Raw genomic sequence first — 12,612 nt, 5'->3', positions numbered from 1 at the left:
CGATATGCTAATTATGTTACTTTTCCACGGAAGGAAAAGTAACCAAAAGTTCCTTTGGCCGCGCGCAGGATTCCGGTGCTTTTCGCCATGCGTTTGCCGCGAACCGAAGTTACGTTGGTGTGCTATAAAAGAAAGCAATGTCGGTTGAGCGTCAAACGAAGGAGAAGTTTCCAAAACAGCGCAGGCTGTGCGAACAAAGACGCTCGACTGTAGCCAGCATCCGTTCCTGTCCGGCGCGGCTTGGAGTGTGTGGTGCTTGCGGAGGGAATGTTCCATAATTCATGGTGACGATTTAAGTTGCCTTGGATGACACACGGACAGGGACACGATCCTCTTGATTCGTACAAACTGAATACAGGTGGTCGTTATGAAGGAGTTGAAGGAACGTATGCCACGATCACGGAGCTGGACGAGACAGTGATGCACCAGCTCATCAGTAAGATTCTAATTGGCGAGGTCAGGAAGATGGACGGGCAGAAGGTGCAGGAAGTCAAGATTGTTTACAACTTTGTCGGGGAAATCCCGTAAATAACAGAATAAAGTGCTGTGATACCCCATCCCTTTACAGGGATGGGGTATTATTTTGTGTGTCAAATACGTCCGCTTGAAAAGCAGCTTGTTCAGCTTTCCGTTTTTCGAAAAAATCATATTGACATTTTTGAATTTATGAATATAATGAGAGTGTAAGTTCAAAACAGCGAATGTGAGGTGAGATTCGTGGCGTCTGCATACACAGAGACCATAAAGGTGTTCAAAGCATTTTGTGACGAAAACCGTTTACAGATTTTAGCATTGCTCCGCACAGGGGAAAAATGCGCCTGCAAATTGCTTGATGATTTGCATATTACACAATCAACACTTTCCCATCACATGAAAATATTGTGTGATGCCGAGATCGTACAAGGGCGTAAATATGGGAAATGGGTTCATTACTCCATCAATCCCGAAGGCGCAGAGCGTGCTAAAAAATTGCTTGAGCAACAATTTTCTTTAGTTCCTCATGATGAGCAAAACGGAAGTTGCTGTAGGTAAAATAAGCCATCTGTAAAAGATGGCTTATCTTTTAGGCAACACTTCGATAGTTTTGAATTTATCAATTTGAAAGGAGACATACCTTATGGAGATTTTACGATCAACGTGGCTTTTCATTCAAGATCAGGTGCTTGGAATGAAGTGGCTGAATACGGTAATTGGAAATGGTTTATCCGCTTTGGGGTTAGACACAACATCACGTTTGGGTGGAAGCATCCAGTTTTTTCTTTACGATGTGGTTAAAATTACCGTCCTGCTCTGTGTCTTGATTTTTGTAATCTCATATATTCAGAGCTATTTCCCGCCTGAACGGAGCAAACGGATACTGGGACGTTTTCATGGTATCTTGGCAAATATCATCGCTGCTCTGCTGGGGACGGTAACGCCGTTCTGTTCCTGCTCCTCTATTCCGCTGTTTATCGGTTTTACCAGCGCTGGAATTCCTTTAGGCGTAACTTTTTCTTTCCTGATTTCATCTCCAATGGTTGATCTGGGAAGTTTGTTACTGTTGATGAGCATTTTCGGGGCAAATATCGCAATCGTCTATGTGGTAGTTGGCTTGGTGATTGCAGTAATCGGCGGTACAATCATTGAAAAAATGCACATGGAGAACTATGTGGACGATTTCATCCGTAATGCAAACAGCGTAGATGTTGAATCAGATGCCCTGACAGTTAGAGAACGGCTGATCTTTGCAAAGGAACAGGTAATTGAGACTTTCAAGAAAGTGTTCCCGTATATTTTGGTTGGCGTTGGTATCGGCGCAATCATTCATAACTGGATTCCGGAAAGCTGGATTCAGACGGTATTGGGAAGTAACAATCCATTTGGTGTTGTGTTAGCCGTGTTGGTGGGTGTTCCAATGTATGCGGATATTTTCGGCACGATTCCCGTTGCGGAAGCCCTGCTTGCAAAAGGTGCGCAGCTTGGTACGATCCTCAGCTTTATGATGGCCGTCACTACGCTTAGCCTGCCATCCATTATTATGCTGAAAAAAGCGGTAAAACCAAAACTGTTAGTACTGTTCATCGTAATCTGCACGCTTGGAATAGTCATTGTGGGTTATCTGTTTAACGTATTTCAGTATCTGTTGATTTAACAAAGTGGAAATCGCCAATAAGGTGTAACCATACAAAATTTAAAAGGAGATTTTATTATGAGACTGTTCGGATTCGGCAAAAGAAAAGAAGAAAGAGGAAAGGCTGTTGCTTGTGCTTGCAATGGAGGTTGTGAAACATATGAGGCTGAGAATGTAAACATTAGCTGCTGCAATGAGGCAAGCAACGGTATCTGCTGTATTAAAGTTTTAGGCAGCGGATGTAAGAACTGCCATGCCTTGCTTGAGAACACAAAAACAGCACTGAACAATATGGGGTTGTCTATTCAACCGGAGTATGTCACTGATATGAAGAAAATTATGGCCTACGGTGTAATGTCTATGCCTGCGCTAGTGGTCAATGAAAAAGTGGTGTCTATGGGAAAGGTGCTGAAAGCTGCTGATATGGAAAAACTGCTCCATAAATTGGGGTACTAAAAGTGGATAAAAAGAGAGTTGCTTTTATATGCGTCCACAATTCCTGCCGGAGCCAGATAGCAGAGGCATTAGGGAAGCATTTTGCTTCCGATGTGTTTGAAAGCTATTCTGTCGGAAGCGAAACCAAGCCCCAGATCAATCAAGATGCTGTCCGCTTGATGAAAGAGCTATATGGGATTGATATGGAATAGTCCCAATACAGTAAAACCTTTGACGGCATCCCGGAACCTGATATTGCGATTTCAATGGGCTGTGATGTTGGTTGTCCCTATATTGGCAGAGCCTTTGACAATAACTGGGGACTAAATGACCCGACAGGCTTCCAGGATGAAGTATTCCGGGAAATAATCAGTCAAATTGGTGGACGCATTATACGGTTAAAAATGCAAATCGAAGGAGGTGTTTATGGTTGAGAAAAGAAGCTGATTCAGAGATCAATTTCTTTCAACGGTATCTGACAATATGGGTATTCCTGTGTATGATAGTAGGCGTATTGCTTGGGCAAAATGCCCCAGCAGTCCATGCATTACTGGCTCGCCTGGAATATGCCCGTGTATCTATCCCGATGGCTATTCTGATTTGGGTAATGATATACCCCATGATGCTGAAAGTGAACTTCAACAGTGTACGAAATGTAGGAAAAAATCCGAAGGGGCTGTTTGTGACATGGATTGTCAACTGGCTTATAAAACCTTTTACGATGTATGGTATTGCCAGCTTGTTTTTCTTCGTTATTTTCAATGCATTTATTACGCCTGACCTTGCGTTAGAATACCTCGCCGGTGCAGTGCTTTTGGGGGCTGCGCCTTGTACGGCGATGGTGTTTGTATGGAGTACGTTGACAAAAGGAAATCCAGCTTATACGGTAGTGCAGGTGGCGACCAATGACCTCATCATTCTGATTGCTTTTGTGCCTATCGTAAAATTTTTGTTGGGCATTTCCAATGTTAGTGTTCCCTTTGATACGCTGATTTTAAGCGTAATACTGTTTGTGGTTATTCCACTGGCAGGCGGTATTTTGACCCGTGTATTTGTAACCCGCAGTAAGGGAACAGAGTATTTTGAAAATGTGTTTATTCACAAATTTGATTCCATTACTACGATTGGTCTGCTGCTTACGCTGGTGCTAATTTTTATGGGGCAAAGCGAAGTCATTTTAGAAAACCCGCTGCACATCATACTGATCGCAGTGCCGTTGATTTTACAGACATTTTTGATTTTCTTTATTACCTATGGAGCCTGCAAGTTGTTAAAGTTACCGCACGATATTTCCGCCCCTGCGGGTATGATTGGTGCATCTAATTTCTTTGAGTTATCAGTTGCGGTTGCTGTCGCTCTGTTCGGTACTAGCAGCCCGGCGGCACTTGCAACAACGGTCGGCGTACTGACGGAGGTGCCAGTTATGCTGACGCTGGTGAAAATGGCAAACAAAACAACGCAGTCTTTTAGATAACTCAATGCTACCAAATTTCGATGACTTTTCGTATTTCGCTCGAATGGTTTTTGACCGTTCGAGCGATTTTTTATTTTTGGAATTCATCACTTGACATTGTGGCAAAGAATGGATAGGATTCTGGGTTTGGGAGTGGCGTGCTTGCGTTCCTGTCCGGCGCGGCTTGAAGTGTGCGGAGGGAAAATTATATATGCGAAGCACAAAAAACGCCCACGTTCTTTCGAACGCGAGCGTTATTTTTTTGCTTTTATTCTTTTGGTGCTTCTTCGTCTGCATTCGCAGCGGATTTCGGTACATCTGCTTCGGCAGCAGGCGCTTCAGCCTTTACGTCAGCGTCGGCAACGGGAGCAGCAGCTATTTCCTCATCCACAACAGATTGTTGTACTAATTGCAGCTTTTCTTCTGCGGTAAGGATATGACCGTATTTTACCAGCTGGTTGATTTCTTCCTCTTCCAGAGTTTCCTTCTCCATCAGAGCTTTAGCAATCACATGCAGCTTGTCAATATTGTCAGACAGCAGCTTTTCAGTAGCAGCATAGGCATCTTCCATAAAGGATCGTACCTCTTTATCAATTTCGGCTGCCACTTCTTCACTGTAATCCTTGTCGCGGGCAATGTCGCGGCCCAGGAATACCTGATCCTGACGATGACCAAAGGTTACAGGTCCGATGTTTTCGCTCATACCGTATTCGCAAATCATCTGGCGTGCCAGTTGAGTTGCACGCTGCAGATCATTGCTGGCACCGCTGGAGATTTCCTTCAGTACCAGAGCTTCAGCAACACGGCCACCCAACAGCACCTTCAGCTCATCGAGCATTTCGCTGCGGGTTGCATAATACTTATCTTCCTTAGGCAGGCTCAGGGTATAACCACCAGCACGGCCACGCGGAATGATAGTAACCTTATGTACAGGATCAGTATGCTCAAGCAGCATACCAACGATGGTATGACCACCTTCATGGTAAGCAGTCAGGCGTTTTTCCTTATCGCTGATGACACGGCTCTTGCGCTCCGGTCCCATGATAACACGCTCGGCAGCCTCTTCCATTTCCGGCATATTGATAGCCTTCTTGTCCTTACGGGCAGTCAGCAGCGCTGCTTCATTAACCAGGTTGGATAAATCGGCACCGGTAAAGCCGGGTGTACGCTGAGCGATTACGTCCAGATTTACATCCGGTCCCATCGGCTTGCCCTTAACATGTACCTTCAGTATTTCGGTACGTCCCTTGATATCAGGACGGTCTACTACAATTTGGCGGTCGAAACGGCCGGGACGCAGCAGCGCCGGGTCCAGAATATCTGGACGGTTGGTTGCGGCAATCATAATAATGCCTTCGTTAGCACTGAAACCGTCCATCTCAACCAATAATTGGTTCAGAGTCTGCTCACGCTCGTCATGCCCACCGCCAAGACCTGCGCCGCGCTGACGGCCTACGGCATCAATCTCATCGATAAATACGATGCAGGGTGCACTTTTCTTTGCCTGGTCGAACAGGTCGCGTACACGCGAAGCGCCGACACCGACAAACATTTCTACAAAGTCAGAACCGGAAATACTGAAGAACGGAACTCCTGCTTCACCGGCAACTGCCTTCGCCAACAAGGTTTTGCCTGTACCCGGAGGGCCATAGAGCAAAACACCTTTAGGAATCTTAGCTCCCAAGTCATTATACTTCTGCGGATGCTTCAGGAATTCAACAACCTCTTCCAGCTCCTGCTTGGCTTCTTCAGCACCGGCAACATCCTTAAAGGTTATCTTCAGTTTTTCCTCATCGTAGCGACGCGCACGGCTCTTGCCAAAGTTCATCACCTTGCCGCCACCGGCACCGCCCTGATTCATCAGCATGAACCACAGGCCTACGATAATCAGCATCGGCAAAATAGAGCTGAGAATGCTCATCCACCAAGGTGGCTGCGGCGGCAGCTCTGCCTTAATGTCTACTTTCTTTGCTTCCAGCTTTTCTACCAGCTTGCTGTCATTAGGCGCAACGGTAGAAAATTCCTTGCCATCCTTTAATTTACCGCTGATAACATTATCAACAATAGTTACCTGTTTAATTTCGTCCTGCTGTACATGCTGCATAAAGCTGGTATAGCTTATATCGGCAGGCTTAGAATTCTTTTCACCGTAAAGGTCAAACATCCAGATAATTACCATGATAATCAGCAGATAAAAAAGTACGTTCTTAAAAAATTTATTCAAGCACGTAGCCTCCTTCCACTTAGCTCATAATATTTTATTATATTATAGATAGGAAAAACTAGCAACTGTTTTATGCAATTTACAGGCTTTTATTTGCGTGCGTATACAGCAGGCTTCAGGATACCGATAAACGGCAGATTGCGGTAATCGCCTGCATAGTCCAGACCGTAACCGACAACGAATTCGTCAGGAATTTTAAAACCTACATAATCAGCCTCCAGACCGTTTACACGACGCTCGGCCTTGTCGCACAGAGCAGCGGTTTTCAGAGTTGCGGGCTTGTAGTGACGCAGCATATCGGTGATAGAGGCAAAGGTAACGCCGCTGTCAATGATATCATCGATTACCAGCACGTCCTTACCCTTGATATCTTCGCTGACATCCAGCTTAACCTTAACACTACCGCTGGTGCTGGTTCCGTTGCCATAGGAAGAAGCAACCATGAAGTCTACGCGCAGCGGCATATCAATAGCGCGAGTCAGGTCGGTAGCGAACCAGGCAGCACCCTTCAGCAGCACAATGACAACAAGCTCCTTGCCTGCATAATCGGCAGCAATCTGCTTGCCCATTTCCTGTACGCGGGCATCAATTTCTTCTTTAGTCAGCAAAACTGTCTTAATATCGTCATGCATTTTTTCATTCTCCTTATACTTTATATTATTTTAACAAAAATAAGCTGTTTATTTTTGTAGACTACGTTTATTCCCTGCGGCAACTGGATAAACTTGCCGCCGCTGCGCCTAATCAGCAAGGAATCAATAGCCTGACTACGCTCGAAGGACAGCTCCTCACCGCCCAGCTCGAAATACGCGCGTCGCAATACTCTCAGCCTTACGGCACTGTGCAGCGCCGTAAGCTGCGTCACCGGCAAACTGACAGCATTCTCCTGCCTGCGCACCAGCTGCCTGTAAGCATCGTCAGCCATTTGCTCCAGACATTCCGCATCCTGCGCCAACAAGGCGGCAGTACGCGCCAAAGTCGGCACCACATTGTGGTTGAAGCTGCGCTCCAGATACGGCACAAGCTCCAGACGTACACGATTGCGCGTATACGCCGTATCAGCGTTGGTGCTGTCATAGCAGACTGCAATGCCTTCGGCGCTGCAGTATTCCTCCAGCAGGCTTTTCGGCAACGTAAGCAGCGGTCTGATGATATCGTCCTGCTGCGCCCGCATTCCGGCAAGTCCTTGAAGCCCTGCGCCGCGCAACAGCCTTAAGAGCAGCGTTTCAGCCTGATCACCCTCGTGATGCGCCGTAACAATCGCCGCAGCGCCCTGCTGCTCCGCTATGCGCCTAAGCGCCGCATAACGCAGGCGGCGCGCAGCATCTTCGGTAGAAAGCCGGTTCTGTGCCGCATAGGATGCAGCCTGCACATGCTCTGTAAAGCAGGGCAGTCCCCAATCCTTGCAGGCACGCTGCACAGCCTGCATGTCGCGCAGAGCCTCTTCGCCACGAAGTCCGTGCTCAACGTGACAGACGCTGTAGCTTCCCCAGCCTTGCGCTGCCAAGGCAGCACAGGCATGTGCCAAAGCCAGAGAATCGGCACCACCGCTAACAGCCAACAGATAATGAGCCTCGGGCTGCAGCAAATTTTTAATTGTTTTGCGCAGCTTATAGACTGCAGGTGCAATCTGCCTCATAGCATATCTCCTTCAGCAGCGGTTTAAACGTGTCATATCGCATTTTTCTATGCTATAAAAGAAAAGGCACTCTCAGGAGTGCCATTTCATTAATTACCAGCTTGCTTATTTATCACGTCTGGCACCACGACCACCGCGTTTGGACTCAGTATTACGTTTTAAATCCAGCATACGGTCATCGCTGTCTTTCAGGAATTTAGATAATTTATCCTCAAAGGAAACGGGAGCCATAGGTCTTGCGCTTTGCGGGCGCATACCGCCACGGCGTTCACGATTGTCGCCTTGCGGACGCATACCATTATTGTTGCGGCGCTCGCAGTTATCATTTTGCGGACGCTGCGGTCTCGGTTGCGGAGCCGGCGGCGGTGTGAGCTGTTTAATAGACAGACCAATTTTGCCGCGATCATCTACAGATAATACCTTAACCTTAACCTTGTCGTGCTCCTTTAAAAAGTCATGCACGTCTTTTACATAAACATTAGAAACCTCAGAAATGTGAATCAGGCCAACCTTGCCCTCAGGCAGTTGGACAAATGCGCCAAAATTGGTGATACCTGTAACTTCACCCTCTACAATTGCACCTACTTCAAGTGACATCGAGAAAAAAATCCCCCTTAAAATTTCTTAATACTCTTGTATTATACTCTTTAATTTTTCATGGTGTCAATAAAAAAAGCAGAACAAAAGCTATCATTTCTTGTTCTGCCTTATTTTTTCTCATCAACTATAAACAGCGGCACCTCGTCTTTACCCACCATGTTGTAATCCTCACGGGCGAGCTTTTCAATATAACGCGGGTCATCCAGACGTTTACGCTCTGCCTCCAGCTCAGTCTTCTGTTTTTTTAAAGCAGCAATACGTTGCTGTGTAGCAGCCTGCTCCTGTTTAATCTGATAAATAGAATACTCCTGCTTGCCGATAACGAACAGGCAGGCAACAAACAGCAGCATCATAAAGACATTAAAAGCTTTAGATTTATGTCTTACACGACGTCTAACCATATCATAGCCCCCCAGCATTGAGTATTCCGCAGTATATCTTTAGAAAAGCCCGGCAGCAGCTGCCGGGCCTAAAGCACTAAAACAGCTTATTATTTTACGTTAACAGCATCCTTGAAAGCTTTACCGGCTTTGAAAGCAGGGATGGTTGCAGCAGGAATAACTACCTTCTCACCATTTTGCGGATTTTTACCTTCACGTTCTTTACGAGCACGTGCTTCAAAAGTACCAAAGCCTACTACTTGTACTTTGTCACCCTTAGCAACTACCTCTTTAACGGTTTCCAAGGTAGCGGTGATAGTTTTCTCAACGTCTTTTTTGGTTAAGCCGGCTTTTTCAGCAACAGCAGCGATTAACTCAGTCTTGTTCATCAAAAATTCCTCCTTAATTATGACTTTAGTTATTATTGCAAATGCTTGCGGAGCACGTAACTTCGTAACGTAACTCATATTTAACTAGCAATAGTATTCTACACTCTAAACCGTTTTCCTGCAAGCCTTTTCCGAAAATATTTATAAATTACGGGGAAAATAGCATTATTTTAGTAACTTTATTGCAAATTAACCTTATAAATCGCTCTTGCGCTCCAATTCCTTAGCCTGATTCCAAAATTCATCCAGCTGGTTCAAAGTGAAATCCTGCCATGTTTTACCGCTGGCTTCAACCTGTTCTTCCACGTAATTGAAGCGGGAAGCGAAACGGTTATTCGTGCCATCCAAAGCTACCTCCGGCTCAATGCCGTTATGACGCGCATAATTTACCACGGCAAACAGTACATCGCCAAGCTCACTCTCGGCAGCAGCCTTATCGCCTGCCTGCAAAGCCTCCTGCAGCTCGCCCAGCTCCTCCTGTACCTTAGCCCATACGGATGCGCTGTCCTGCCAGTCAAAGCCGACCTTGGCAGCCTTGCTCTGCAGCTTATAGGCACGCAGCAGCGCCGGCAGTCCCTGAGATACGCCGTCCAATACATGCTTGCGCTCCTGTTTTTCCTGCTTTTTGATAGCCTCCCAATTTACCAGCACATCATCGCTGTTGTCGACATGTGTGTCACCGAAAACATGCGGATGCCGGCGGATAAGCTTATCTACAACCTCGTCGATAACGTCCTGCAGATCAAAGCGGCCTGCCTCCTGTGCCATGCGGGCATGGAAAACAACCTGCATGAGCAAGTCGCCAAGTTCCTCACGCATGCCGTCAACATCGTCAGCATCCACAGCCTCCAGATATTCGTAAACCTCTTCAATCATATTGCTGCGGATAGATTTGTGTGTCTGCTCTCTGTCCCATGGGCAGCCGTCAGGCTCACGCAGGGTGCGCATAACATCAGCCAAGGGCTGGATGTCGAAATCATCAAAGCCTGCTTCCGGCAAAAAGTCTTCCGCATAGCCTTCTTCTTCGCCTTCCTCGGCAAATTCGTCCTCATCCTCGCCAAAGGTAATAATACCGGGAACAGCTTCCGCATCGTCAACATTTTCAAATACAGTATCCTCTGCTCCCTCAGGCATCGGCGGAACGTAAGCGCTCGTAAGATGGTCGATATTCGGCTGTCTGTCCAGCTCGAACAGCTTAATCGGACGGCATTCCTCGTCAGGCAGGCCCAGATTGCGCAGGAAATAAATTTCGTATTCGTCAGGCAGTACATCCATCAGCGCAATTTTCAAATCGCCGGCCACCATCTGGCTGTAAACCTGAGTAATCATCAGCGGATGCTGACCAGCACTTGCAATCTCCGCAAAATCCTGCGCGTCAATAATCTGCAGGCCGGCAATCGGGTCGATGCCCAGCTCAACGTAAGCCAAGTCCAAGAAGCTCATAGACGGCTTAATCACCAGCTTAACGCCCTGCGCCTTAGCAGCTGTGCGCATTAAAACAACGGTTTTTTCCGCAACCAGCGGGCTGCCTGGTACTGCGTAAACAACATCGCCGTTCTGCGCTGCTGCCAGCACACGCTCGACAACGCTATCATATACTTCTTCAAAGGAAGCAGCCTTTTCGTATAAATCGTCACATGAGGTAAATTTTACGTTTTGCTTTTCCAACTCGGCAACGGTGGGATGCACCGCCGTGCGCAGGATAACCTGAGCGCAGTTTTGCAGAAGTCCCATAGTTTCCAACGAAAGATGTCCCACAGCACCGGGGCCTAAGCCGACAATTGTAATTGTTCCCATGATAGTACGCCTTCTTTCTTAATTATTTAAAAAATCGTTTCACTACCGGCAGCTGACGCAGTTCCTGTCTGTTCAGCACGCCTAAAAGCGGCAGCAATATGATATAGCTTATCCCGGCAGCCAGCATAGCGGCGATTGTTGCCAAAGCAGGCGATGCACCGCCAAGCAGCGTATGCGCTTCTACGGCAACAGCGCCCATCACCGCTGCTGCGGCGATGATTTTCGCAATACTGAGCCAGGAAAATCTTATACTTAATTTATACAACGCTATAATATTCAACAGCGCCGTCACGCCAAAGTTTATGTTCGTTGCCCACGCTGCGCCGGCAATACCGTATTCCGCATTCGTCAGCTGACAGACGGCAACCAGCTTGGCTGCAATACCGATAAGCATATTCAGCATCGGCAGATTGGTGTGCCCCATTCCCTGCAGCATACCTGTTGTAACCTGCTGCAGGCCTAAAAGGCAGATGGCAGGCGCCGAATGCATAATAGCAACGCCAGCCTTCGCCGTACCGTACAGCAGACGGCTGATAGGCTCCGCCAATACCCACATGCCTACGGAAGCAGGCACAGTTATCAGGCAGCACAGCTTCATCGCGGTTGCTGCCTTTTGCTCGATAATCTGCCATTTATTCAAAGCAAAGGCTTCGGAAACAGCAGGCACAAGGCTTGTTGCCAGCGACATCGTCGGTATCGTGGCCATTAAGAGCAAGGGCTGTGCCATGCCTGCCAGATAACCGAACTGCGCCGTCGCCTGCTCCACACTAAGACCGCTGTCAATCAATCGGCCTGGAACCAGCAATACGTCAATGCTGCTGGTAACAGGCACCAGGATATTAGCGCAGGACACAGGCAGCGCCAGCAGCAGCAGGCGTTTAATCAGCGCGCTGCTGCGCACAAGCTCGGCAGCAGGTGCCTGCTCCGTGCTTGCTGCAGCCTGCCACTGCTTCCGGTAATAGCGATAAAAGCAGCCCATAACCACAAGACCGGTCAGACTTCCCGGCACAGCTCCGAAGGCAGCGCCGGCAGCAGCGTATTCCAGACCGTAGGGCAGCAGCACATACGCCAGCACTACCATCGTCACTACGCGGATAAACTGTTCCACAATCTGCGACACCGCAGGCGGCGTCATCAGCTGATGTCCCTGAAAATACCCGCGGAAGCTGGCCAGAATCGTAGCAAAGAAAATTGCCGGTGTCAGCGCTATAAGCGAATAATAGGCACGCGCATCGGTAATCACGCCGGCATCAACCAACCAGCCCGCCGCCAACACCAGACAAACCGCCAACACCGCACCCACGCAGGCCATCAGGCGCAGCGAAACGCGAAACACCTGACGCACATTAGCATAGTCCTTCTGCGCCAAAAAGCCTGCGACAATAATCGATATTGCCACCGGAATGCCGGCCGCAGAAATCGCAAGCAGCAAAAGGTATACGGGATAAGCCATCTGGTAAAGACCGATACCCTCGCCGCCCAGCAGACGTGAAAGCAGGATGCGGTTCACAGAACCGATAACCTTTACCATCAGTCCTGCCAATGTCAGAATCATCGCGCCGCGCAAAAATTTATCACTGCTCAT

Annotated in this window: 12 protein-coding genes and 2 pseudogenes; 6 read left to right on the top strand and 8 right to left on the bottom strand. The window is 47.8% G+C overall.

Going from position 1 to position 12,612, the window contains the following annotated elements; translation table 11 throughout:
- Window positions 1-387: 387 nt before the first annotated feature.
- The 6 genes and pseudogenes from HMPREF9443_RS11225 to arsB all read left to right on the top strand — a co-directional run.
- Window positions 388-528 (top strand): annotated as a pseudogene (locus tag HMPREF9443_RS11225) (DUF4368 domain-containing protein); the annotation flags it as partial.
- A 189-nt stretch (window positions 529-717) separates the two neighbouring features.
- Window positions 718-1,032 carry an ArsR/SmtB family transcription factor gene (locus tag HMPREF9443_RS07850; RefSeq protein ID WP_040565311.1) on the top strand — a complete coding sequence of 105 codons (315 nt, stop codon included), beginning with the start codon at window positions 718-720 and terminating at the stop codon, window positions 1,030-1,032.
- Window positions 1,033-1,117: 85 nt separating this feature from the next.
- Window positions 1,118-2,131 carry a permease gene (locus HMPREF9443_RS07845; RefSeq protein WP_009146044.1) on the top strand — a complete coding sequence of 338 codons (1,014 nt, stop codon included), beginning with the start codon at window positions 1,118-1,120 and terminating at the stop codon, window positions 2,129-2,131.
- A 57-nt stretch (window positions 2,132-2,188) separates the two neighbouring features.
- Window positions 2,189-2,566 (top strand): thioredoxin family protein, encoded by a 378-nt coding sequence (locus tag HMPREF9443_RS07840; RefSeq protein WP_009146043.1) that lies wholly within the window; start codon window positions 2,189-2,191, stop codon window positions 2,564-2,566.
- Between the two features lie 2 nt (window positions 2,567-2,568).
- Window positions 2,569-2,979 (top strand): annotated as a pseudogene (locus HMPREF9443_RS11140) (arsenate reductase ArsC).
- Window positions 2,976-4,019 (top strand): ACR3 family arsenite efflux transporter, encoded by a 1,044-nt coding sequence (gene arsB, locus HMPREF9443_RS07830; RefSeq protein WP_009146040.1) that lies wholly within the window; start codon window positions 2,976-2,978, stop codon window positions 4,017-4,019. The pseudogene HMPREF9443_RS11140 and the gene arsB overlap by 4 nt, the downstream one beginning before the upstream one ends.
- 247 nt (window positions 4,020-4,266) lie before the next feature.
- On the opposite strand, the gene ftsH is transcribed toward arsB, so the two are convergent.
- The 8 genes from ftsH to HMPREF9443_RS07790 all read right to left on the bottom strand — a co-directional run bounded on the left by ftsH (window position 4,267) and on the right by HMPREF9443_RS07790 (window position 12,612).
- Window positions 4,267-6,222: an ATP-dependent zinc metalloprotease FtsH gene (gene ftsH / locus HMPREF9443_RS07825; protein WP_009146039.1), complete on the bottom strand. Its 1,956-nt coding sequence runs from the start codon at window positions 6,220-6,222 to the stop codon at window positions 4,267-4,269.
- An 89-nt stretch (window positions 6,223-6,311) separates the two neighbouring features.
- Complete coding sequence (hpt, locus tag HMPREF9443_RS07820; protein WP_009146038.1) at window positions 6,312-6,854, bottom strand: hypoxanthine phosphoribosyltransferase; 543 nt, start codon at window positions 6,852-6,854, stop codon at window positions 6,312-6,314.
- A gap of 20 nt (window positions 6,855-6,874) precedes the next feature.
- Window positions 6,875-7,861: a tRNA lysidine(34) synthetase TilS gene (tilS, locus tag HMPREF9443_RS07815; RefSeq protein WP_009146037.1), complete on the bottom strand. Its 987-nt coding sequence runs from the start codon at window positions 7,859-7,861 to the stop codon at window positions 6,875-6,877.
- Between the two features lie 105 nt (window positions 7,862-7,966).
- On the bottom strand, window positions 7,967-8,458 hold the full coding sequence (locus HMPREF9443_RS07810) for a S1 domain-containing RNA-binding protein (protein WP_009146036.1): 492 nt from the start codon (window positions 8,456-8,458) through the stop codon (window positions 7,967-7,969).
- 110 nt (window positions 8,459-8,568) lie between these two features.
- Window positions 8,569-8,862 carry an FtsB family cell division protein gene (locus tag HMPREF9443_RS07805; RefSeq protein ID WP_050787125.1) on the bottom strand — a complete coding sequence of 98 codons (294 nt, stop codon included), beginning with the start codon at window positions 8,860-8,862 and terminating at the stop codon, window positions 8,569-8,571.
- Window positions 8,863-8,951: 89 nt separating this feature from the next.
- A complete protein-coding gene (locus tag HMPREF9443_RS07800; RefSeq protein ID WP_040565310.1) occupies window positions 8,952-9,230 on the bottom strand; it encodes an HU family DNA-binding protein in 279 nt (92 codons plus the stop codon).
- Window positions 9,231-9,425: 195 nt separating this feature from the next.
- Window positions 9,426-11,027: a nucleoside triphosphate pyrophosphohydrolase gene (mazG, locus tag HMPREF9443_RS07795; protein ID WP_009146033.1), complete on the bottom strand. Its 1,602-nt coding sequence runs from the start codon at window positions 11,025-11,027 to the stop codon at window positions 9,426-9,428.
- Window positions 11,028-11,049: 22 nt separating this feature from the next.
- Complete coding sequence (locus HMPREF9443_RS07790; protein WP_009146032.1) at window positions 11,050-12,612, bottom strand: putative polysaccharide biosynthesis protein; 1,563 nt, start codon at window positions 12,610-12,612, stop codon at window positions 11,050-11,052.

The organism is Phascolarctobacterium succinatutens YIT 12067, assembly GCF_000188175.1.
GTDB lineage: Bacteria > Bacillota > Negativicutes > Acidaminococcales > Acidaminococcaceae > Phascolarctobacterium_A > Phascolarctobacterium_A succinatutens.
This window is presented reverse-complemented; position numbering and strand designations above follow the sequence as displayed.

What these genes read in the sequence shown, in the direction of transcription:
- HMPREF9443_RS07845 (WP_009146044.1), top strand. Translation starts at nt 1,118, where the DNA reads ATGGAGATTTTACGATCAACGTGGCTTTTCATTCAAGATCAGGTGCTT.
- HMPREF9443_RS07840 (WP_009146043.1), top strand. Translation starts at nt 2,189, where the DNA reads ATGAGACTGTTCGGATTCGGCAAAAGAAAAGAAGAAAGAGGAAAGGCT.
- hpt (WP_009146038.1), bottom strand. Translation starts at nt 6,854, where the DNA reads ATGCATGACGATATTAAGACAGTTTTGCTGACTAAAGAAGAAATTGAT.
- tilS (WP_009146037.1), bottom strand. Translation starts at nt 7,861, where the DNA reads ATGAGGCAGATTGCACCTGCAGTCTATAAGCTGCGCAAAACAATTAAA.
- HMPREF9443_RS07810 (WP_009146036.1), bottom strand. Translation starts at nt 8,458, where the DNA reads ATGTCACTTGAAGTAGGTGCAATTGTAGAGGGTGAAGTTACAGGTATC.
- HMPREF9443_RS07805 (WP_050787125.1), bottom strand. Translation starts at nt 8,862, where the DNA reads ATGGTTAGACGTCGTGTAAGACATAAATCTAAAGCTTTTAATGTCTTT.
- HMPREF9443_RS07800 (WP_040565310.1), bottom strand. Translation starts at nt 9,230, where the DNA reads ATGAACAAGACTGAGTTAATCGCTGCTGTTGCTGAAAAAGCCGGCTTA.
- mazG (WP_009146033.1), bottom strand. Translation starts at nt 11,027, where the DNA reads ATGGGAACAATTACAATTGTCGGCTTAGGCCCCGGTGCTGTGGGACAT.
- HMPREF9443_RS07790 (WP_009146032.1), bottom strand. Translation starts at nt 12,612, where the DNA reads ATGAGCAGTGATAAATTTTTGCGCGGCGCGATGATTCTGACATTGGCA.